This window comes from Acinetobacter sp. 226-1, from assembly GCF_030329325.1.
Classification (GTDB): domain Bacteria; phylum Pseudomonadota; class Gammaproteobacteria; order Pseudomonadales; family Moraxellaceae; genus Acinetobacter; species Acinetobacter sichuanensis.
This window is the reverse complement of record NZ_JACANU010000005.1, coordinates 61,834-84,516: the sequence shown is the minus strand read 5'-3', so window position 1 is coordinate 84,516 and position 22,683 is coordinate 61,834. Positions and strand designations below refer to the sequence as shown.

General features: G+C 37.0%; 16 protein-coding genes. 6 read left to right on the top strand and 10 right to left on the bottom strand.

Annotation, left to right across the window (positions count from 1 at the left end):
- Positions 1–48: 48 nt before the first annotated feature.
- Both HX124_RS10395 and HX124_RS10390 read left to right on the top strand, forming a co-directional pair.
- Positions 49–1,899 carry a sensor histidine kinase gene (locus HX124_RS10395; RefSeq protein WP_107007979.1) on the top strand — a complete coding sequence of 617 codons (1,851 nt, stop codon included), beginning with the start codon at positions 49–51 and terminating at the stop codon, positions 1,897–1,899.
- Between the two features lie 115 nt (positions 1,900–2,014).
- A complete protein-coding gene (locus tag HX124_RS10390) occupies positions 2,015–3,850 on the top strand; it encodes a sensor histidine kinase (RefSeq protein ID WP_286383445.1) in 1,836 nt (611 codons plus the stop codon).
- Positions 3,851–3,904: 54 nt separating this feature from the next.
- Here HX124_RS10390 and HX124_RS10385 read toward each other — a convergent pair whose 3' ends face one another.
- Positions 3,905–6,352, bottom strand: a complete 2,448-nt coding sequence (locus HX124_RS10385; protein WP_286383444.1) for an ExeM/NucH family extracellular endonuclease — start codon at positions 6,350–6,352, stop codon at positions 3,905–3,907.
- A gap of 192 nt (positions 6,353–6,544) precedes the next feature.
- On the opposite strand from HX124_RS10385, the gene trmB reads away from it, so the two are divergent.
- Both trmB and HX124_RS10375 read left to right on the top strand, forming a co-directional pair.
- Complete coding sequence (gene trmB / locus HX124_RS10380; protein WP_107007982.1) at positions 6,545–7,261, top strand: tRNA (guanosine(46)-N7)-methyltransferase TrmB; 717 nt, start codon at positions 6,545–6,547, stop codon at positions 7,259–7,261.
- Positions 7,262–7,623: 362 nt separating this feature from the next.
- The gene (locus HX124_RS10375) at positions 7,624–10,041 is read left to right on the top strand and encodes a penicillin acylase family protein (protein WP_286383472.1); all 2,418 of its coding nucleotides are present in this window, start codon (positions 7,624–7,626) and stop codon (positions 10,039–10,041) included.
- 60 nt (positions 10,042–10,101) lie between these two features.
- On the opposite strand, the gene HX124_RS10370 is transcribed toward HX124_RS10375, so the two are convergent.
- The 5 genes from HX124_RS10370 to HX124_RS10350 all read right to left on the bottom strand — a co-directional run bounded on the left by HX124_RS10370 (position 10,102) and on the right by HX124_RS10350 (position 14,241).
- On the bottom strand, positions 10,102–10,995 hold the full coding sequence (locus HX124_RS10370) for a ParB/RepB/Spo0J family partition protein (RefSeq protein WP_107007983.1): 894 nt from the start codon (positions 10,993–10,995) through the stop codon (positions 10,102–10,104).
- Positions 10,992–11,774 (bottom strand): ParA family protein, encoded by a 783-nt coding sequence (locus HX124_RS10365; RefSeq protein WP_107007984.1) that lies wholly within the window; start codon positions 11,772–11,774, stop codon positions 10,992–10,994. Before HX124_RS10365 ends, HX124_RS10370 begins: the two co-directional genes overlap by 4 nt.
- A gap of 25 nt (positions 11,775–11,799) precedes the next feature.
- Positions 11,800–12,432: a 16S rRNA (guanine(527)-N(7))-methyltransferase RsmG gene (gene rsmG, locus HX124_RS10360; protein ID WP_107007985.1), complete on the bottom strand. Its 633-nt coding sequence runs from the start codon at positions 12,430–12,432 to the stop codon at positions 11,800–11,802.
- A 106-nt stretch (positions 12,433–12,538) separates the two neighbouring features.
- Positions 12,539–13,228: an N-acetylmuramate alpha-1-phosphate uridylyltransferase MurU gene (murU, locus tag HX124_RS10355; protein ID WP_286383443.1), complete on the bottom strand. Its 690-nt coding sequence runs from the start codon at positions 13,226–13,228 to the stop codon at positions 12,539–12,541.
- Positions 13,228–14,241 carry an aminoglycoside phosphotransferase family protein gene (locus HX124_RS10350; RefSeq protein WP_286383442.1) on the bottom strand — a complete coding sequence of 338 codons (1,014 nt, stop codon included), beginning with the start codon at positions 14,239–14,241 and terminating at the stop codon, positions 13,228–13,230. The genes murU and HX124_RS10350 overlap by 1 nt, the downstream gene beginning before the upstream one ends.
- A 119-nt stretch (positions 14,242–14,360) precedes the next feature.
- Here HX124_RS10350 and HX124_RS10345 point away from each other — a divergent pair, with 119 nt between their 5' ends.
- Together HX124_RS10345 and HX124_RS10340 are read left to right on the top strand one after the other, a co-directional pair.
- Entirely contained in the window at positions 14,361–16,847 is a 2,487-nt protein-coding gene (locus HX124_RS10345) for an LPS-assembly protein LptD (RefSeq protein WP_107007988.1), read from the top strand.
- On the top strand, positions 16,847–18,163 hold the full coding sequence (locus HX124_RS10340; RefSeq protein WP_286383441.1) for a peptidylprolyl isomerase: 1,317 nt from the start codon (positions 16,847–16,849) through the stop codon (positions 18,161–18,163). Before HX124_RS10345 ends, HX124_RS10340 begins: the two co-directional genes overlap by 1 nt.
- A 419-nt stretch (positions 18,164–18,582) precedes the next feature.
- Here the strand turns inward: HX124_RS10340 and hfq are convergent, their stop codons facing one another.
- The 4 genes from hfq to tsaE form a co-directional block, all read right to left on the bottom strand.
- A complete protein-coding gene (hfq, locus tag HX124_RS10335) occupies positions 18,583–19,104 on the bottom strand; it encodes an RNA chaperone Hfq (protein ID WP_286383440.1) in 522 nt (173 codons plus the stop codon).
- A gap of 91 nt (positions 19,105–19,195) precedes the next feature.
- On the bottom strand, positions 19,196–20,140 hold the full coding sequence (miaA, locus tag HX124_RS10330) for a tRNA (adenosine(37)-N6)-dimethylallyltransferase MiaA (RefSeq protein ID WP_107007991.1): 945 nt from the start codon (positions 20,138–20,140) through the stop codon (positions 19,196–19,198).
- A gap of 6 nt (positions 20,141–20,146) precedes the next feature.
- Positions 20,147–22,168 (bottom strand): DNA mismatch repair endonuclease MutL, encoded by a 2,022-nt coding sequence (mutL, locus tag HX124_RS10325; RefSeq protein ID WP_286383439.1) that lies wholly within the window; start codon positions 22,166–22,168, stop codon positions 20,147–20,149.
- Between the two features lie 8 nt (positions 22,169–22,176).
- The gene (gene tsaE / locus HX124_RS10320) at positions 22,177–22,647 is read right to left on the bottom strand and encodes a tRNA (adenosine(37)-N6)-threonylcarbamoyltransferase complex ATPase subunit type 1 TsaE (protein ID WP_107007993.1); all 471 of its coding nucleotides are present in this window, start codon (positions 22,645–22,647) and stop codon (positions 22,177–22,179) included.
- Positions 22,648–22,683: the final 36 nt, after the last annotated feature.

The window sequence follows — 22,683 nt, the reverse complement described above, 5'->3', positions numbered from 1 at the left end:
TCAGGTGTTTTCTCATGGCTGTTCCTGATCTTTTCTAGTCTCTGGATCATGTCTAGCCATGCGTCTACACCTTTAAATAACGCAAGCAATGCTCATTGTCATTTTAAAATTTTAAGCACTCAAGTTGCCCAAGTATCTCATTATAATGATCCTGTGCCGCAGACAGGATGGAAAACTGTAGTACTGCCGCATAATTGGGATATGGACTGGAGAAATTATTCAGGCACGGCATGGTATAAAATTATTTGGCAAAGACAGTGTGCATCTAAACTTGATCAACAACAACCTGCTGCATTCCTCATCGACCGTATTAATATGGCAGGTGCTGTTTATCATAATGGCGAATTACTTTGGCAAGATGAATCTTTAGTAGAGCCATTATCTCGTAGTTGGAATATGCCACGTATGTGGACACTACTCGCATCGACCATTCATACAGACCGCAATGAAATTTTAGTGAAAGTTGTGGGCGTCCATACTCAAGCTTCTGGAATCAATAACATTGAATTTAGTTCTGTAGATGATATTACTCAATTATATAAACGATTGGTTTTAGAACGACGCAGCACCTATGTGATTAACCTAATTATTACTTTAGTTTTAGGTTTAATGGGGTTATTTATTTGGTTATTTCGCCGTAAAGAATCTGCTTTTGGCTGGTTTGCATTAACCTCATTTTTTTGGATTGGATTCATTAGTAATATTTTAATGACGAAGCCAATCCCTTTAACAGATACATTAATGACAGCACGTTTGAATCTTATTTTATTGCTGGGTTATGTTTATTGTTTATGCTTATTTTCATGGCGTTTTGCACACAAAAATTTTAAAAAAACTGAATATTTTCTTTTAGGATTAACCATCATTTTCAGTGTAATTCTTTTTATTACACCTGTTACCTATTTAAGAGAGGTTAGCCTATTTTGTTTTCTCTATAGTTGTACTGTTTTTTTAAGTAATTGTTTATTTTTTCAATGGCTCGCTTTTAAAAATCGAAATGCAGAAGTTTTATTTTTAGCTGCTATTTTTTTAATTTTTATTATTATTGCGATTCATGATTTAACAATTCGACATGTTGATATTAACGCTTTTTTTTGGACACCTTTTGCTGCACCATTTACCAGTTTAGCCATTTCTTGTATTTTGGCTTGGCGTATTGCACAAAATATTAACCAAGTCGAATTATTTAATCAAAACTTAAGCCATACAGTTGAAAAAGTAACCGTTGATTTAGAACATTCCTTAAATAAAAAATATCAATTAGAAATCAATAATATTCGTTTACAAGAGCGACTAAACTTATCACATGAATTACATGATGGACTGGGTGGCTCTATTTCTCGTTCTATGATTTTACTTGATCTAAATGAGCATGTTGATAAAGCTCAAATGATGTCCATGTTAAAACTATTACGCAATGACTTACGTCAAGTCATTGATATGGGTTCTAGTGTAGGCGCAAAAATCCCTGACACACCGATTTTATGGGCAGCCCCTATTCGGCATCGTTTTGTACAAATTTTTGAAGAAATGGATATTGAATCTATTTGGCAAATTCCACCGACATGGGTGACTACACCAGCCCCTTTACAGTGTTTAACGCTCGCACGGGTTGCTGAGGAAGCACTAAACAACATTGTCAAACATAGTCAAGCGAGTCTAGTTCAAGTGTCTTTAATTGAAATAGAAAATCATATTTTAATTTTAGAAATTCAAGACAATGGGTGCGGTTTTGACCCACTAAGTGTGCAACAAGGCTTTCATGTTGGCTTACAAAGCATGCAAGTTCGGATTAAACGCTTAGGGGGTGAGTTTGAAATGCATTCTACTCAAGGTGAAACGACCATTCGGGCAACTTTACACATTTTAAAAGATCTTTCATCTCATTCACTTTCATAGAGATCAAAGATTAAATAAATCAAGAGTTATGGCTTATATGCTTCAACAGTATGTTCTTCAGGTGCAAACAAATCGCTCATTGAAAAAGATATGGGTTTGTCACTGCTTCATATTCTTGTTTTTCATTTTTTTCTTTATTTCTAAAACAAATGCTGCCCCTATTTCCCCTACAATTCAAGATATTTGTACCGCTAAAATCGAGAAAATAAGTGTTGCTCAAGGTTCAGGGCAAACTGGAGAATCTTTCCCCCAATCAGGTTGGCGTAATGTTGAAAAACTACCCGACTATTGGTCTAAAGAATGGAAAAATAATCAAAAAAGTGCATGGTATAGCATCGACTGGACATATCTTTGCCCAACCAATACCCATACTGCACAACAGCTCGTCATTGAAAATATCAACATGGCTGCACAAATCTTTTTAAATGATGAACTGATTTATCAAGATCAATATTTAACAGACCCTATATCACGAAATTGGCACTTACCACAACAATGGTTATTGCCCGCTGCAAGTTTAAAATATGGGAAAAATCAACTGATTATTCATGTCATTGGCGTCCCTACACAAAAAGCAGGTTTAGGACGCTTATATATTGGCTCGCCACAAAAAATGCAGCCAATTTATCAACATCATCTGACTGAGAAACGTACACTCACTATTCTCAATATTATGATTAATTTAGTTATTGCTCTGTTATGTATATTGGTTTGGTTATTTGATCGTCGTAATAAATCGTTTATTTGGTTTTCTATTTTAGGTTGTTTTTGGACGATGTATTTAATCATCGCGATGTATCCTAAACCGATTTTTCATTTAAATAATTTACAAGTTGATCAACTTCATCTCATTGTTTTCTGTTTTTATGTGACTTTTAGTTGTATTGCGATTTGGCGATTTGCCAAGCAAAAATTTATAGTCATCGAAAGAGCATTATGGGCTTTTGTTGCAATCAGCAGCATGACGATTTTGTTTACACCTGAACATTTTCAACCTGTGATTCATCAAGTAATTTTTGTACTTGCAGTGCTAATTTTTGTCTTAAAATGTATAACTTATCCTTATATTGCCTATCGTTCAAAAGTTCCTGAAGGTTATTTTTTAGCATTTGTACAAATTTCATTTCTTCCTATCGCCTTTAATGATGCTTATTACATGATGACACTTGAAGGCAGTGTTCTCTCTCCATACACAGCACCGATTACCAGTTTATTTATTGGTTTTGTATTGGCTTTACGTTTATCAAACAATGCCAAACGAATTGAGAATTTTAACAAAACGCTAGAAGATACAGTGCGAAATGCACAGTCCGAATTATCAACTTTGCTGAACCAGCAACATGCCCTCGCCTTAGACAATGTTAAATTACAAGAAAGAATCCATTTGGCACAAGATTTACATGATGGTATTGGAGGATCAATAGTTCGCTCCATTATTTTAGTTGACCATCATGAACATATTGAAAAACAACAAATGCTGTCTATTTTAAAATTACTACGCAATGATTTGCGTCAAGTGATTGATACCAGTGCCAGTTTGGACACCAAAACCCCCGAAAATCCTATTTTATGGGTGGCTTCTATTCGGCATCGTTTTGTACAAATTTTTGAAGAAATGGATATTCAGTCCACATGGACTGTCGCACCAACATGGGTGATTACACCCACTCCCTTACAATGCTTAACCCTCTTACGTGTTGCTGAAGAAGCTTTAACGAATATTGTCAAACACAGCCATGCAAACCATGTTGAAGTTAAATTACAACAACATCAACAACAACTTATTTTAGAAATACATGATAATGGGCAAGGTTTTGACCCACTCCTTGTACAACAAGGCTTTCATGTTGGTTTGCAAAGTATGCAAGTTCGTGTGCAACGTTTAAGAGGTCATTTTGAAATCCAATCCATCCCAACCTCAACTTTAATTCGTGTCATCCTTTATTTATAAAAGTGAAAATAAAAAAGAGAGCGTTACACTCTCTTTTTCAGTTATGTTTATATTTTATTTCGCTGAGAAAATTTGCCCTAACCAATTCCATAAAGCTGCAAAAAAATCAGCGATGGTAGAACCTGTCTGATTATTTCCATTTCCTTGATTATGGTCAGGATCCTGTGCATTTCCTCTGAGATCTAAATCAACAATAATCGGATCGTGATCAGATGAACGATAGGCATCAGCAGCATAGAAATCACGCTTTTGCTCATCTGTTTTATATTCTTCGTTATAATCCAGTGCTGTAGGCTCGTCAGCATTAATATGCCATGCAAATGCACGTCTTACCCGTGGATATAAATCTTGATCAGCAATCGCATGATCTAAATTTCCTGCACCACCATAACCATTGGCATCACTTGCCACACCAAAAACATAACTATAAGCCGTCTTAGCTTGACCGATTTTTTCATCATTTAATAAAGCTTTATAATTGGCTTTTTCAAGTTCTAAAATAGGTGCTTCTTTGGCGTAGCTATTAAAATCACCCACCAATAAATAATGAGGATTTGGTACTTTGGTTGGATTGGTGGCAATCCATTGACTCAATTTTTGTACCGCAGTTAAACGTGTTTGATTATAACAACCCTGCCCATCATTTTGGTCGAGATCCAAACCTGTTGCACCATCACAACGTTTTGATTTTAAATGATTTGGAACAATTGTAAATTTCTTACCACCATTTACAGCCTGAAATGTTTGTGCCATTGTCACGCGATTCATTTGCGTTGCATCATCATAAATGACAGCATCTTTTACAGGTTTCACACGTTTAGCATTATAAATAATCGCAACAGCAATCGCGTCGCTACCTAATTTTGCTGAATGAGGTGGAATCACATATTTCCAATCAGCACCCAAAGCTTTCGTTAAGTAAGCAACTGCACTATTTTCAGCATAGCCATTATTTGCAATTTCCATTAAGCCATAAACATCAGCATCAATTTGCTTTAAAGCACTGATAATTTTAAGATGTTGTTTATCAAATTCAGCTTGTGAGCTAGCACCACGTTCTGTAGGAAAACCTTTTTCTGCACCATTATCATAATTTAGGACATTAAAAGCAGCGACACGAATCTGTTGTTTTTCTTTCGCAATCACACCTGAGCGCAAATTACTGTCCTGAATCACTTCAGGTGCTGTATGACCTTGAATAGGTTGAATACGCCATGCATTAAAACGATATTCTAAAATACCCTCAACATTTTTGAGTTGATAACCTGAACGCAGTGTATTTTTAGCATTAAAATACTGTGGCAACCAAGGGGTTCTGTTTTGATTATTAAAACCATCATCTAAAATGATTTTTGAGAGCAAGTTTTGTTTTGCTAACTGAATCGCTTCAGGAGATTTTGCTGCAAATAAATTTGTTGGAATATACAAACGCCCAAGACTTAAAGACAAATCTCCATAACGCCCATAGCTATAGTTTTCACTCACTGTTAATGTTTGAGGCAATCTGACATACATCCCTTGATAGCGCTTTGGTACATGCCCTGTACTTGAGTTTAAGTCTGTAAATGGCAGAGTTAAATTTTGTGGGCTAACTAAACTTGCTGCATAAGTATTACACGTTTGAATATTACTGCTGAGTTGATCAATCTGTAATTGGTTTTGATAATTACTTAGGCGCCCTCTAAGAATAACTTCTTCACCAACTTTGCCCCCTGTTATATGACTGCTTGTAGGAACATAAACAAAAATCGCATTGCTTACGTCAGCTTTGGCTTTACTGTCCGCAGTTTGTACATAAAAACCTGAAAAACCATCTTGATAACGATAATCTGCGGTGATTACACCACGAATAATATAATTTTGATTTTGCTGTGCTGTTTGTAAATCAGCAATAGCGGTATCTGTTGCATTACAACTTATAGACGTTACAGGTGGTGTTACTGCCCCTGTTAAATAATTTGAAAAAGCGTTGCGATCTATCCATACTGTCCATGACTGATCTAAATTAAAATTTGCAGTACTCTCGATACTCACAACATTATTTTGTGTTTCTATACATTGAAAGCTATTTGCTACACTTTTAACTGCTGTTCCCCAGCCACCCTCGGGACGCTCTCCGACACGACCAAAACGGTCTACGGGCACTCCTCGATAAAGTAGAACTAAAGCATCATCACCATTAAAGGATAATCCTGCAACTTGATTGACCTGATCACCAATAGCTGCTTTTAACTCTGAACGACCAATGACGAACTTCTGCTGACTTGGCAACTCACCTTGTAATGTGACTGTTAAGGTTTTAATTGTACCGCCATTGCTAAACTGTTGGATTTCATAATCTGCTAAATTCACTTTACTGGCATCAGGATTATAAATTTCTAGACCTTTGCGATTGGCTGACCCATCAATATATTGGCTAAACATCAATTGTGCATGGCTTGAAAAAGAACAGCTCAGCAGCGTTAAACTGAGTGCAAGTGTATGTGGCTTGAATAATTTCATGATTTGAACATTTTTTGTTTAAATTAAATTTAGCTTAGTTTTCATACATGACATCGCCATGAATATTTCATGACAATTCCAGCTAAAGTGTTCACATTACACTTTTTATGCTTGAATTCTCTATAAAAGGTTTGACTTGAAAAGTAGAGTACTTAAAATAGCGCTTTTGTATTTTTGGTAATCCCCAAGCTTATGTCAAACGATCAAATTGGAGCGCAAGTTGTAGAGTTAGACAATTTGCACGAGCACCGTGAAATTGTGACTTTTATGCGTCGTTCTGCGCCTCTAAATACTTCACAACGTTCTGCGCTTGAACAACATCGTGATTTAATTTTGGAATACCCTGTTGGTGATTTACGCCAACATTTTCCACATCCTGAACGCCCACTTACTGTTGAAATTGGATTTGGTATGGGACGTTCGTTAGTACTCATGGCAAAAGCCAATCCTGAACGCAACTTTATTGGTATTGAAGTTCATGTTCCGGGTATTGCACAATGTGTCTATGAAGCAGGTATGGCAGAACTAAGCAACTTACGTGTTTTAGATGCAGATGCGATCCAAGTATTGCGCGAAATGCCAGACAATAGTATCAATACCATTCAATTATATTTCCCTGATCCTTGGCAGAAAAAGCGTCATTTCAAACGTCGTTTTGTTTCACATGACCGCATGCCTCTTGTTGAAGAAAAACTAGAAATTGGGGGAACTTTCCACGCTGCTACTGACTGGGAACCTTATGCTGAGTGGATGCTTGATGTTCTTGACAACCGTCCTCGCTTAGAAAATTTAGCAGGTAAAGGCAATAGCTACCCACGTCCTGAATGGCGTCCTCAAACTAAATTTGAGCGTCGTGGTATTGAAGCAGGTCACAAGATCAATGATTTTCTTTTCAAGAAAATAGATTAATGCTTTGGCAATGATCTATTGCCTAGAAATGATATAAGGTGATCAAGCTCAGTTGATCACCTTTTTTAATTTTATCACCATTCAAATGAGATTTTAATCTCATTTTTTAGAAAAACTTAAATTAAAACAATGCATCTTTAAAAATTTAAAAAATCACAATGGCAAATCACTCCATTCATTAATGGAATTTTAAATTAATTATTACATTGAATAATATATGTTATGTCTTTAATATTTTTAAAGCCAATAAAAATCTGAATATTTTTATTAGGTTATTTAAAACAAAAAGGAGCAAAAACTTGATTAACTCTGGATGTGTTAAATCGACGAAGGATCGTACAGCTTTAAAAAAAAATGTAACGGTGAGTTGCCTCAGCATAGCTGCATTATTGCTATCTGCCTGTAATTCATCATCTACACCGAGTACTCCCCCTGAAACCAGTAAAACCATTTCGATCAAACGAGATCAATATGGTATGCCGCATATTTATGCAGATGAAACCTATGGTTTATTTTATGGTTATGGATATGCGATTGCTACAGATCGTTTATTTCAAATGGAAATGTCTAAACGTACAGGCTGGGGTACGACAGCAGAAGTCTTAGGCAAAGAATATCTTGCTTTTGATATTGCTACACATAGTCGCTTTGATCCTGAATCAATCCGCCAACAACTCGACAAACTTTCTCCTGAAGATAAAGCCATTTTTGATGGTTATGCCGCAGGCTTTACACGTCGCGTTCAAGAAGTCATTGCCAATCCTGAACTTATGCCTAAAGAATTCATTGACTATGGTTTTAAACCATCAGAATGGAAGTCTGAAGATATCGCTATGGTTTGGGTTGGACTGATTTTAAATCGCTTCTTTGCATCAAGTTCTGAAGTTGCAAATTTAGATTTATATACAGAGTTACAAAAAGCCAAAGGTGCTGAGGAAGGAAAGAAAATATATAATCAATTGCGTTGGCTCAATGACCCTACCGCCCCAACCATTGTAGATACTGAAAATTCTCCATTAAAAGCTCAGGCTCAAATCAGTAAAAATTTAAAACCCATCTCAAGTTATAGCGCACAAAGTTATATGCAACAAATGCGTTTAACTATGGGAAATGGTGTAGTTAATGATGTACCCACTGCAAGTAATGCATGGGTGCTAAATGCAGATAAGACGCAAGAAGGTCAAGCAGTTTTATATAATGCACCACAACAAGGTTGGTATACACCTGCAATTACCTATGGCATAGGATTACATGGTGCAGGTTATGATTTAACAGGTATTACGCCTGTGGGCTTACCTGCAATTTTATTTGGTACAAATGGCAAAATCGCTTGGGGCTCTACTGTTGGCTCTTTAGATACCAATGATATTTATCAAATTCAGCTTAACCCATCTAACCCTAAAGAGTATTTGTATCAAGGGAAATATATTCCTTTTGAACATAAACAAATCAAAATTAAAGTTTTAAACCAAGAAGATCATCTTCTTGATGTCTACAAAACCAAACAAGGTTTTGTCAGTAGTTGGGACCAAAGCAATCATACTGCCTATGCGACACGTCGCAGTTGGGAAGGACAAGAAATTGAAACCTTACTCGGTTGGGCAGAAGCAGCCAAAACAACCAATTGGAAGGACTTTTTAACCCAAGCGTCACGTGTTGCGGCATCTATTACATGGTTTTATGCAGACACGCAAAATAATATTGGTGTAGCAGCACTTGGACGTTTACCTATTCGCCCGACTAACCAAAATATTCAGTTACCTGCGGTTGGTGATGGCTCAATGGAATGGCAAGGATTTTATGATTTTTCAAAAAATCCGCAGCAATTAAACCCAGCTAAAGGCTATATTGCGAGTTGGAATAATAAAGCCTATAACAACTTATTCGCTGATTCTTCTAACTTTTCTTATGTCGATCGCGTGAATGAAATCTTAGAACCATTAAAAGCCAAAGAAAAATTTAGCCAACAAGACATTTGGGAAATCAATCGTATTTCATCACGTTCTGATTTAAATGCGCGATATTTCATTCCAGATATGATTAAAGTTGCCAAAAGTGAACATGCATCTGCTTTGGCACAAAGTATTGCCCCATTACTTGAACAATGGGATATGAAATTAAACCCAGATAGTACAGGAAAATATTATCAAGGTGCAGCACCAACAATTATGCGTGCATGGTTAGATCAAATGATCATTTTGGTGTTAAAACCAAACCTGCCTGCTACAATTTATCAAAAATATACCGATACTTTATATCCTGTACAAAATGATCCGCGCAGTGCCCAACCTGCACCAGCATCTAAACTGATTTGGAATGCCTTACAAAAAAATGCAGGCGTTCCACAACAAGTTGACTTTTTAGGAGGTGAAAACCCCGATCATGTTGTGTTAAATGCGCTTGAGTTAGCCTTAAAACAACTTAAAACACAATATAAATCAGAAAACCCAAATGACTGGAAAACGCCAGTTGCCAATATGCACTTTTCTGCAAAAAATTCAGTGGGTATTCCTTGGGCTGATTTAAAATCAGAACAGCAATTATCGACTTATAGTAATGCAGGAAGTGCAAGCTTCAAGGTGGTACTTAGCCCAAATCAAGTGTCAATGTGCTCAGTCATTGCACCGGGTCAAAGTGGTTTTGTACATAAAAATGGTCAGTTAGATGCACATTTTGCAGATCAATTGGCTTTATTTGAAAGCTTTAACTGTAAGCAAGACCCTGTGAGCAAAAAGCAAATTTCTGAAGCGACAAAATCAGAAATCACACTAACATATTAATTTAGACAATAAAAAAGTGGCGTTTTATACGCCACTTTTTCTCACCAACACGAAAGTATATTAAGCATCATTTTCAGCAAGACAAATATTTAAAATACCATCTAATTCATCTAAAGAATTATAGCTGATGACCAATTTACCCTTTCCTTGCTTGTTATAGTCAATTTTGACATTGGCACTAAAACGTTCAGATAATTTTTGAGTCAATTGCTCAACATCAGGCGCAATAATCTTGGTTTTATCTTGCTTAGGTGTATTCCAATCTCGAACGAGTTGTTCTGTTTGACGTACAGATAAACTTTTTTCTATGACAACTTGTGCAATATGCAGTTGATCTTTGGCTTTCAATGTCAAAATTGCACGTGCATGCCCCATATCAAGGAAGCCTTGTTGCATAAAATCTTTGATTTCTTCAGCCAAACTTAACAAACGCAATAAATTACTGACTGTAGTACGTGCCTTGCCCACCGTATCTGCAATTTCTTGATGACTTAAACCAAACTCTTCGTGAAAACGCTGCAACGCCATCGCTTGATCAATTGGATTTAAATCTTGGCGTTGAATATTTTCAATGAGTGCTAAAGCAATCGCAACTTGGTCATTTAACTCACGAACAATTGCAGGAACTTCAGTTAACCCAGCGAGCTGCGCTGCGCGCCAACGACGTTCACCTGCAATGATTTCATACGGATGCTTTTCATTATCAATCGGGCGAATGACAATAGGTTGCATCACACCATGTTTTTCAATAGATGCCGCTAACTCTTGTAGGTCTTCTTCTTTAATGAAACGACGTGGTTGATATTCACCACGCGTCAATAAATGCACATTAATATATTTAAACTGACCCAAATCTAATGTTTGTGACTCAAGTTGTAATCTTTCTTTTTGAATAGAGCCTAATAATGCGTCTAAGCCACGACCTTTCGCCAAGCCTCGTTTTCTGGTGGTCATGCTTTCGTTCCTTTTTTCAATTTACTCTTTTTTAAAATTTCAGCTGCTAAATTTAAATAAGCAACTGCACCTTTAGAGCTTTTCTCAAAATAAATAATCGGTAAACCATGCGCTGGTGCTTCTGCTAAGCGTACATTACGTGGAATGACGGTTTCATAAAGTTTGCGACCAAAATACTGTTCAAGTTCAGCAGATACATCACGTGTTAATGCATTTCGAGCATCATACATTGTCCGTAATACACCCTCAATTTCTAAACTTGGATTCAGTGCTTGCTGAATTTTATCAATCGTCTGTGTTAAATCAGCCAAACCTTCCAAAGCATAGTATTCACATTGCATTGGAATCAAAACACTGTCCACAGCAGCCAAAGCATTCACTGTGATCAGGCTTAAACTTGGCGCACAATCTACAATGATATAATCAAATTGATCTGCTACTTCTTGCAAAGCATGACGTAAAATAAACTCACGCCCCTCATGTTCTGCAATGGCTAATTCTACACCTGCCAAATCACGATTTGAGCCTAAAACTTTATAGCCCACTTCTGATTTTGCAATTGCATTTTCAATCGACACTTCACCCAACAATACATCAGTGATTGAATACAATAAATCATTTTTTTGAACACCTGAACCCATTGTGGCATTGCCTTGTGAGTCCATATCGACCAATAAAACGCGTTTTTTGAGTACTGCCAATGAAGCAGCCAAATTGACAGCCGTTGTGGTTTTACCTACGCCACCTTTTTGGTTTGCAATTGCGATAATCTGAGCCATGGTAAACCCCAATTCCTAAGATGAATTAAATTTGTTTTAATAAAAGTAAATGACGTTGTTCGTCTAAACGTGGAACACGCAATTCAATAATTTCGCAACTAAATTGGTTTTTTAACTGTTCCACTTCATCTTCAGGAATTAAACCTTTCATCGAAGCAATGACACTGCTTTCATGCATAAATGGAGCTGATGCCGTCACAAAATCAGTCAATGATGCAAATGCACGACTGGTAATCACGTCAAATTTTCCTAATGCTTGAATACTTTCAGGGTTTTCGACGCGTGTTTGTACAGCAATCACATTTTGTAGTTTTAAATCGGCAATAAATTGTTTAAGGAAACGAATTTTCTTACCATTTGAATCTAACAATACACACTGACGTTCAGGTTGACACAGGGCAATAATCATCCCTGGCATGCCACCACCTGTCCCAATATCCAATAAACGACCTTCAGGTAAGTCATTTAAAATGCTTAAACTGTCCAAAAGATGTTTCACCAACATTTCTTTAGGATCACGAATTGCGGTTAAGTTATATGCTTTGTTCCACAGCACTAAAGCATCTTGATACTTTAATAATAGACCAAGCGATTCATCACTGAGTTTTAAGCCAAGCTTTTCACTGCCTTGTTTTAACTCTTGAAAAAATGGATGCATAAATACACAACATCTCTAAAAAATTAGGGGAAAGTATACCGATTTCTAAATCGTGGAACACTAGTGAACGCTGAGTTAATACGCAATTAAGCACATTAAGTCCAACTTAAGCATAGACACCTTGACGAATTTGTAAGTCTAGCGCCATTAAACGTTCAGGTGTTCCAACATCGACCCAAGCTGCTGACATTTTTTCCGCAGAAATTTTATTGTCTAACATCGCTTGTTTTAGCAATGGTGCTAAAGGTCGTTTTCCTTGCGCCAAACCATCAAACAGTTGAGGGTGAATAATCGAAATACCACTAAAAGTAAGGTTTTCACCCTGCACATTTTGATCGAAAGTATACGCTCGACCTTCTGCCAAGGTAAAATCACCATGGGGGTGTTGCTCAGGATTTTGCACAAAAACTAAATGCGCTAAATCACCATTTAACTTCACATCTAGCAAAGGTGCAAAATCAAAGGTTGTCCACACATCACCATTTAACAAAATAAATGGCTCATCACCCAACAAAGGCAAAGCATTGATAATACCGCCTGCTGTTTCCAAACCTTCGTCTTCACGTGTCCAACGAATGGTGACACCATATTGCGAACCATCACCCAAGGCACCAATCAGGACATCTGCTAACCATGCAGAGTTGATGATAATCTCAGTCACACCTATGCTTTTTAGTTTTTCGATGTGCCAAACGATCAAGGCTTTTCCGCCAACTTCAAGTAAAGGCTTGGGTTTATATAGCGTCAATGGACGCATACGATTGCCCAAACCTGCTGCTAAAATCATGGCTTTCATTATGCAACAACCTCGTATTTGCCATATTTTTTTTCAAATTTCGGCAAAACTGTAGCATGAATAAACTGCATAAATGGTTGTAATTCTGCATAAGGTTTAGATTCTTCAAGCAAATACCACATCACACGTGGTAAATCTTTTAAATAACCTGACTTACCATCACGCTCAAACAGACGTACAAAAATTCCTAGAATTTTAATATGACGTTGGATCGCCATGAGGTCAGCATCTTGTTTAAACTGAGCAAAATCACGATCTTGTTTTTGTGTTTCTGGTAATAAGTCATAGAACACTTTGAACCATGTATAAACACGCTCTGGATTCCATTGTACATAAGCATCACGGGTAATCGAGATCAAGTCATAGGTATCTGCACCGATTACAGCATCTTGGAAGTCAATCACACCGAGGTCTGTTTCATTGTCCAATTTCATCAAGTTACGACTATGAAAGTCACGATGTACAATGACTTGAGGCTGTGCCAATGCAGCATTGGCTAAAATCGCAAAAGTGCGTTTAATCAAGGCACTTTCTTCGGTTGTTGGCTGAATCTTTAAAGAAGGCAATAACCAATCTGTTAACAATTCCATTTCTGAAATCAGTTTTTCATATGCATACGCTGGAAAATGCCCTTCACCTTGAATGGTTTGAAGTTGCACCAACTGCTTAAAACTTTGTGCATAATACTCATCAACAGTCTGATCATTCAATAAAGTTGATAACAAAACATCACCAAAATCTTCGAGCAATAAAAAGCCTTGCTCAAGGTCTTTTGCCACAATATGCGGTACACGCACGCCATGTTGGTCAAAGAATTCATCAATCGACACAAAAGGTACACAATCTTCTTGTTCAGGTGGTGCATCCATCAACATAAATGTTTTATTATTCAAGCTAATTCGTGCATAACGACGGAAACTAGCATCGCCTGCTAAAAAGTTGATTTCAAATTGATCTGAATTGAGTACAGATGTTATCCATTTTTGTATCAATTGTTCACGTTGTGTTTTCATTTGCAATTAAATCTATTACAGGCTGATTTTTTGAAGTGCTAAGTGTAGCTACTTATCAACTTTTTCTCTATGATTCGACAATAATTAATTGCGATCTGCATACTTGGTTAATGAGACAAATGAAGCATCAGTTTAAATTTAATCCTTTAGCGACTGCTATTTTGACACTTCTTTGTGGAAGTTCAGTATCCAGCTATGCCGAAACAACGGACACTGCATCTGCTGCCGATAATGAAACATTAAAATCAGCAATCCAAGAAAGTTATCCTGGGCAAAACTTTTATAGTCAATATTATGTTGATAAAGATTCTGCTCAAGCCCAAGTTCGTGATACCCAAGGGGTCAGCAATCGCTATTGTGATGGTATTTGGGTAACACCATTTAACACAGAACAAAAAGCCGTATCACCTGAAGAAACGACATCTATCATCACCGCAGATCATGGGTACTACAATCCAAATGGCGACTCTACTTTATCTGGAGATGTTGTCATTGACCAAAATGGTCGTATGGTACGCGCTGACGAAGTGGTTATTGATAAAACACAAACCTTTGCTAAAGCCAAAGGTAATGTGCAAATGGCTCAAGGGGGCTTAATTGCACAAAGTGATGAAATTGATTACAACTTAAAAGAGCAAACAGGTGAGCTCAACAATAGTTTTTATATTGCTGAAGCAACACATGCGCATGGGCATGCGAAAAAAATTGAAAAGACCTCACCAAGTACGGTGGTTCTAGAAGATGCAAGCTATAGTACATGCCCTCCAGAGCAGTCACCCACATGGCAAATTAAAGCAAAAGAAATTGAACTCAACCAAGATACAGGACGTGGTGTCACACGTGGCACTAAACTGTATATAAAAGACACCCCTGTACTTGCTGTACCTTATTTTAATTTCCCGATAGATGATCGACGTACAACAGGGATTTTAAACCCAACCTTTGGTTTTACAAATGACGGTGGTATTGAAGTTGCTGTACCCGTCTATTTAAACTTAGCACCAAATTATGATGCGACCATTACACCTCGAATTATCAGTGATCGTGGTGTACAAGCTGCTGGAGATTTTCGTTATTTAACTGAAGACTTTGGTGCAGGACGTATTTGGGGAAGCTATTTACCTTCTGACAAAGAATATAACGACCAAGACCGTAAAGATTTACATTTATTACATGATTGGCAAATCAATGATCAATGGTCAACAAATTTAGAATATAACTACGTTTCAGATAAAGACTTTTTCTCAGACTTAGACAGTGATCCAAGTTCACGTACAGAGTTAAACCAACGTCGTGCATGGGAACTCAACTATGGGCATGGTATTCCTGGTTTAAACGCGCAGCTACGTGTTGAAGATTTCCAGACCTTGGATAAAACCATTTCTGATATTGATAAACCTTATGCACGCTTGCCACAATTATTAGTCAATTATGTCAAAGGTAACCCACAAGGTTTACAGTTTGAGTTTAATAATGATACTGCGTATTTTCAAAAAGATATCAATGATTTTAATCTGATCAATAATTCAGATTCTTCTATTTATCAACCTAGTGGTACACGTCTATATAACGAGTTTTCAGCACGTTATAACTTTAGAAACCCTTGGGCTTTTGCAATTCCTCAAGCCAGCGTACGTACTTTACACACATTTTATGATCAAAAGACCATTGACCGTATTGATGCAACCAATCCAAACCAAAGTAATGACAATAAAAACAAATCCGTTGTCGTTCCAGAATTTACTTTGGATACTGGTTTAACTTTTGAACGTGAAGGTAAATTTCTTCAAACCCTAACCCCTCGTGCTTTTTATGCTTATGCACCTTATGAAAACCAAAATGGTTATCCAAACTTTGACTCAACCACAGCATCTATTAGCTATGATCAATTGTTTAACCCTCGCCGTTTTTATGGGCATGACCGTTTAGAAGATAATAACTTCTTATCTTTAGGGCTAAGCTATAGCCTGTTTGATACAGTAGGTTTAGAGCGTTTACGTGCAGGCGTTGGTCAAAGTTTTTATTTTTCAGACCGCCGTGTAACACTCAATGAACAAGCAAGCCAAAAAGATGAGTTTGATACTGACCGTCAATCTGGTCCTGTCATTAGTTTATCTAGCCAGCTCTCTGAAAATTTCACTGTGAGTGCTAACTCTGCATGGATGTCAAATGGTGATAATGCTCAACGTGACTTCCAATTGTACTACACAGGTAATAAAGGCAACTTGTACAATATAGGTTACTTCTACCGAGATTATTTACCAGACCGACAAGATCAATACGATCAAGTGGTTGCATCATTTATACAACCTGTAAAAGATAATTGGCGTATTATGGGACATGTTCAATATGACATGGACAATAATGTCGCACGTGAATATCTTGCTGGTGTAAATTATGAATCATGCTGTTGGGGTGTTTCACTCTATGGTCGTGAATATTTCAATGATTTAGACAATGTAAATGATCCAAATGTTAAGCCTAAACGCGCAGTCATGGTTGAGTTTACATTAAAAGGTTTAGGTGGCTTAAACAATAAATTAGGCTCACTCTTGGAAAATCGTATCTTAGGCTTCGATAAAATTAATCAAACTTGGACACATTAATGAAGACGCAAAACTTAAAACAACTTTTTAAAGCTACTGCATTAGCATTATTTATTTCTTCATCAATGCCAACATTTGCTGCACCGACCAACCAAGTGATTGCAGTTGTTGGTGATCGAGCGATTTTAAAAAGTGACTTAGATCAAGGTGTAGCAGAAGCAGCTCATCAACTTCAAGCACAAAAGAAAGAAGTTCCATCTGTAGAATATTTACAGCGTCAAATCTTAAATCAATTGATTCTACAAAATGCTCAGCTTGAGCAAGTAAAACGTTATGGTTTAAAACTAGATGAAAAAACATTAAATGATGCTGTGCTCAAAGTTGCAAATCAGTCCGGTTCTACGAGCTTAGAAGCATTTCAGCAGAAGTTAGATGCAATTGCACCAGGAACCTATGAAGGACTACGCAATCGAGTTGCTGATGATGTTCTAATCCAGCGTTTACGCCAACAACAAGTCATGTCACGTATCAAAATTTCAGATCAAGATGTAGAAAACTTTCTAAAATCTCCTGAAGGTCAAGCTGCTGTAGGAAGTGAAGTTCATGTTCTACACCTACGCATCTCTGGAGATGCTGCACCAGAAGAGCTTGAAAATGTAGCTAAGCAAATTAAAAATGACTTAAACACAAGCAATGATGTCAAAGCTTTAGAACAAAAGTTCACAAATGAGCATGTAAAAATCGAAGGTGCAGATATGGGCTTTCGTCCACTTTCAGCAATCCCTTCTGAACTTTCAGCGCGTGTGAGTACACTTAACCCTGGTCAAACGACAGATTTGATCAAAGCACAAGATGGTTTACACGTTTTAAAATTAATTGACCGTAAAGGCAATGAACAAAAAGCATTGGTTACGCAATATGAAACACGCCACATTTTAATTAAAACTTCGGAAATTGTTACACCTGAAAATGCAAAACAAATGATTGAAAGCATCTACAATCGTTTAAAAGCAGGTGACGACTTTGCTACCCTTGCCTCTACCTATTCAAATGATCCAGGCTCAGCACGTGATGCAGGAAGCCTCGGTTGGGTAAGTCCAGGGATGATGGTACCTGAGTTTGATAAAGTCATGCAGAATACGCCAGCAGGTGAAATTAGCCAACCTTTTGAAACACAGTTTGGCTGGCATATTTTACAAGTACAAGATATTCGTAAACAAGACATGACCAATGAATATCAAAAACGTATGGCACGTCAAATCCTAGGTGAACGTCAATTTGACTCTGAACTAGATGGTTGGTTACGTGAATTACGTGCTAATACCTATGTTGAAATTAAAGATAAAAGCTTAGATGATAACAACCAGTCTCAATAATTTTATCAATAACACAAAAACCAGTCTCAATTGACTGGTTTTTTTATAAAAAAAGAAAAATATCTTCAATAAATAATGACCATACAATCAAAAATAATTTTTAATTAAAAACCAAATACAAAAAAGAAAATATATCATTGAAAAGTAAAAATATATTACAAAAATTAAAAAATAAACCTTATCATTTAATAAAGATATTATAGAAAAATAATAAAATACATCAGCTTATTTTTTTTACAGTAAATTTAAATGCTAAGTAAATTATTTATGGCACTCGCATTAGATGCAACCAATGTATTAAGCACTGTATATTTACAGTGATCTTTATTATTATTTTTAGCACATAAAAAAATGGGCACTCTAGAAGCACCCATTTCAATGCGTTAATTAAAACGCTTAATTTATGCAATAATCATGAATTAACGATTATTTTCATCATCTTGTACATCTTCAAATTTAGTTTCGCCTTCGAAACCTGAAGATGATTGACCGCCGAAGCCACCTTGGTTACCGCCGAAGCCACCTTGACCACCAAAGCCACCTTGACCACCGAAGCCACCTTGACCACCAAAGCCGCCTTGACCACCGAAGCCACCTTGGTTACCACCAAAACCGCCTTGGTTACCGCCACCGAAGCCGCCTTGACCACCGAAGCCACCTTGACCACCGAAGCTACCTTGACCACCAAAACCGCTAGCAGCTTGACCAGGAGCACCAGCAGGAGCACCAGCAGGACGAGGATTACGTGCAGGAACAACCGTAGAAATTGCATGTTTGTAAACCATTTGGCTTACAGTATTTTTCAATAAAACTACGTATTGGTCGAAAGATTCAATATGGCCTTGTAATTTAATACCATTTACAAGAAATATAGAAACTGGAATACGTTCTTTACGGAGAGAATTTAAGAACGGATCTTGTAAAGTTTGACCTTTAGACATTTTATACTCCAAAAAATTTTAAAAATCAGCGCAAAAACTATCTTTATTTTTCAATTAAAATTTATAAAAAAGATAGTAGGTAAATTTTGCTTTATCCATATAAGTTTCGCAAGTCTTCTTGTGCTTGCTTTATCGTCAAATAGGTTTTAAATTGGTGGGATTCTTGCAAAGATCGTAACCAAGTGTATTGACGTTTGGCTAATTGTCGTGTCGCGTACAACGATTTATCTTCCATTTCTTGCTTACTTTTAAGACTTCTATCACTATTTTTAAGATATTCTAAAGCTTGACGGTAACCAACTGACCTTGCAGAAGGTAAATTTTCGTTAAGATCATATTTTTCAATCAAAGCCTCCACCTCATTTAAAAATCCGATTTTCCACATATTTTTTAAACGAATGTCGATTTTTTGATGCAATTCTGCTCGATCGGGCAGCAAAGCATAATTATGGAAGTTATAACGGTATGCAATATTTTTAGGTTGCTCCGCTTGTAACTGCGTAATTGCTTGTCCTGTTAAACGATATACTTCTAATGCTCGAATGATTCGCTGCTTATCACTGACTTTAAATTTTTCACCCGCAAGAGGATCAACCGCTTTTAATTCTTCATAAACAGCTTGCCAACCTTCTGACTCACCTTTTGCTTCTATTGCCGCACGAACAGCATAATCTGCACTAGGTAAATTTGAAGATAAACCTTCAAGTAGTGCTTTAAAATACAACATCGTACCGCCAACAAGCACAGGGGTTTTTCCACGCGCGTGAATATCATCAATTAAGCCACATGCATCTTCGACAAATTCTGCTGCTGAATACACTTGCAAAGGGCTAATAATATCAATGAGATGATGTGGATATTGTGCTTGCTCTTGTTTACTCGGTTTAGCGGTACCAATATCCATATCTTGATAAACCAATGCTGAGTCTACAGAAATAATTTCAACATTGCCTTGCTCATAAAGTTCACATGCCAAAGCTGTTTTACCACTCGCAGTTGGTCCCATTAAATTGATAACAGGCATTTTATTTGACATGAACAACTACTCTCCTCGAGCAAATAATTTATCTAATTGTGCCAATGGAAAGGCACGCCATGTTGGACGACCATGATTACACTGACTGGCAAATTCAGTTTGTTCCATTTGACGTAATAAAGCATTCATTTCCGAAAGGCTTAACATACGATGCGCACGCACGGCACCATGACACGCCATACCTGCTAAAATTTGATCACGTTTTTGCTGTAATGCTTGTGCTTCATCATTTGGATCTAGATCATTCAATAACTCTGGTACAAGCGCTGTAAAGTCAGCTTTATGCAAAATAGCAGGAACTCCTCGCACAATGACTTGATCATCCCCATATTGGTCTATTTCTAAACCTAATCGCTCTAACTGAGGTTTCAATTCATCAATACGTGTGGCTTGCATTCGGGTAATTGAAATGACTTTTGGAATCAACAATTGTTGTGATGTCCAAAATTCAGGTTTGTCCCATGCCATTTTCATTTGTTGTAATAAAATACGCTCATGTGCGGCATGCATATCAACAATAATTAAGCCTTCGGTATTTTGAGCTAAAATATAAATACCATGTAACTGTGCAATGGCAATGCCTAAAGGATATTCATCAACTACTGCACTTTTTTGCTGTTTTAAAGCTGCTACAGACTGATCAAAAGATTCTTGATCTGATACATGTTGTACCGTAGATGAGTGATCTTGCTCATCTCGTAATGGTGCAAGATAGCTTTTTAGCGCATTATTTAACTGCGGTGAACTACGATATTGTGGTTGCGGTTGATAATGCACAGCTTTGGGTTCTTTCGAACTAAAATCAGTTAATGTATCAGCTTCAGAAGGATTAGGAGAATTGACACTAGATAAACTTAGGCTATTTTCCTGTATCTCAGGTTGCGTGAATGACGCATTATTTTGATGAAGTTGGAACTGTTCTTGATAACGCGGTTGAATAGGCTGCTGCATCGCTTGCGCCTGTTCTGTTTTCATTGCGCTCGCTAAATCTGCCGTTGCTGTTTGAAATTGTGACAATGTTTCTTTAGCAAAATGTCGTACAAATTCATGCACTTCACGTTGGTTCAAAAAACGAATTTCATGTTTAGTTGGATGCACATTCACATCAATATTTTCAGGATCAACTTCTAAAAATAACAAATAAGCTGCATGTTGATGCCCATGTAAAATCCCATCATACGCCATACGTAATGCATGAGAAATTGTTTTATCTTTCACAATACGCCCATTTACATAAACATATTGTAAATCTGTTTGTGCCCGCGCATCAGATGGATGCCCCAACCAACCAGATAAACGCATACTAATGCTATCTGCATCAATCCAATAAGCATTTTCAGTAAATTGACGACCTAAAAGTTGCTGCACTCGTTGAAAACGCAACTCACCACTATCTGCTACAGGTAGATTCAAACGAATATTATCGTTATGTTCCAACACAAAACGAATATCAAAATGAGTTAAAGCTAAACGTCGAACAATTTCTTCAATATGACCAAATTCTGTATTTGGCTTTTTTAAAAATTTACGACGCGCTGGAACATTAAAAAATAAATCTTGGATACGAATATGCGTACCCTTTTGACTTGCAACAGCCTGAATTTCTTGATGATCAAAAGCTGTGCCGTTCACTTCAACCTGATAACCAACGCCAGAATCATCTTGACTACTGATCAATGTTAAACGTGATACAGCCGCAATAGATGCTAAAGCCTCACCACGAAAACCCAAGCTTACAATTGCGTGTAAATCATCTGCTGTTTGAATTTTACTGGTTGCATGGCGTGTCACAGACAACGCTAAATCTTCAGGATGAATCCCATGACCATTGTCAATGATTTCAACCAAAGTGCTGCCGCCATTTGCAATACGTATAATTAATGCTGTTGCACCAGCATCAATGGAATTTTCTAATAATTCTTTAACAACTGAAGATGGGCGCTCAATCACTTCTCCTGCTGCAATTTGGTTAGCCAATGCAGGATGTAATGTTTGAATTCGTTTTAAATTCACTTCTTGAGTTGACATGCGACGACCTATACGGCTTTTGCCTGTAACTGTTCATAAAGTACCGCATCATTTAATTCAATGATGAGCTTACGTACATCTTCATCTTCTGTTTTTAACAAATTTAAGACAACATCAGCTTGAGGGATTTCCTCACCACCTTTTGATGGCCATTCAAATAAAAATAATGCATTTTCGATATCTAAATAATCACGAATACCCATTAATTCAAGCTCATAAGGATCATTTAAACGGTATAAATCAAAATGAAAAACGCTTTTACCATTGATCTCGTAAGGCTCAACTAATGTATAGGTTGGACTTTTAACAGCCCCTTGATGACCTAATTTTTGTAGCCAATAGCGTGTTAATGTTGTTTTTCCTGCACCTAAATCACCAATCAAATAAACTACACCTTGAGCAATATGCTGCGCCAATATTTGCGCTAGTGTTTGTGTGTCTTGCTCATTGTTTAAGCTTAGTTGAACTGAATACTGCATTTTACTCACTACAGGGTAGAAACAAGTGACTATAAT

Bases quoted from the DNA above. Each gene is read 5' to 3' on its own strand.
- HX124_RS10395 (WP_107007979.1), top strand. From the start codon at position 49: ATGTCTAGCCATGCGTCTACACCTTTAAATAACGCAAGCAATGCTCAT.
- HX124_RS10385 (WP_286383444.1), bottom strand. From the start codon at position 6,352: ATGAAATTATTCAAGCCACATACACTTGCACTCAGTTTAACGCTGCTG.
- trmB (WP_107007982.1), top strand. From the start codon at position 6,545: ATGTCAAACGATCAAATTGGAGCGCAAGTTGTAGAGTTAGACAATTTG.
- HX124_RS10370 (WP_107007983.1), bottom strand. From the start codon at position 10,995: ATGACCACCAGAAAACGAGGCTTGGCGAAAGGTCGTGGCTTAGACGCA.
- HX124_RS10365 (WP_107007984.1), bottom strand. From the start codon at position 11,774: ATGGCTCAGATTATCGCAATTGCAAACCAAAAAGGTGGCGTAGGTAAA.
- rsmG (WP_107007985.1), bottom strand. From the start codon at position 12,432: ATGCATCCATTTTTTCAAGAGTTAAAACAAGGCAGTGAAAAGCTTGGC.
- murU (WP_286383443.1), bottom strand. From the start codon at position 13,228: ATGAAAGCCATGATTTTAGCAGCAGGTTTGGGCAATCGTATGCGTCCA.
- HX124_RS10350 (WP_286383442.1), bottom strand. From the start codon at position 14,241: ATGAAAACACAACGTGAACAATTGATACAAAAATGGATAACATCTGTA.
- HX124_RS10345 (WP_107007988.1), top strand. From the start codon at position 14,361: ATGAAGCATCAGTTTAAATTTAATCCTTTAGCGACTGCTATTTTGACA.
- HX124_RS10340 (WP_286383441.1), top strand. From the start codon at position 16,847: ATGAAGACGCAAAACTTAAAACAACTTTTTAAAGCTACTGCATTAGCA.
- hfq (WP_286383440.1), bottom strand. From the start codon at position 19,104: ATGTCTAAAGGTCAAACTTTACAAGATCCGTTCTTAAATTCTCTCCGT.
- miaA (WP_107007991.1), bottom strand. From the start codon at position 20,140: ATGTCAAATAAAATGCCTGTTATCAATTTAATGGGACCAACTGCGAGT.
- mutL (WP_286383439.1), bottom strand. From the start codon at position 22,168: ATGTCAACTCAAGAAGTGAATTTAAAACGAATTCAAACATTACATCCT.
- tsaE (WP_107007993.1), bottom strand. From the start codon at position 22,647: ATGCAGTATTCAGTTCAACTAAGCTTAAACAATGAGCAAGACACACAA.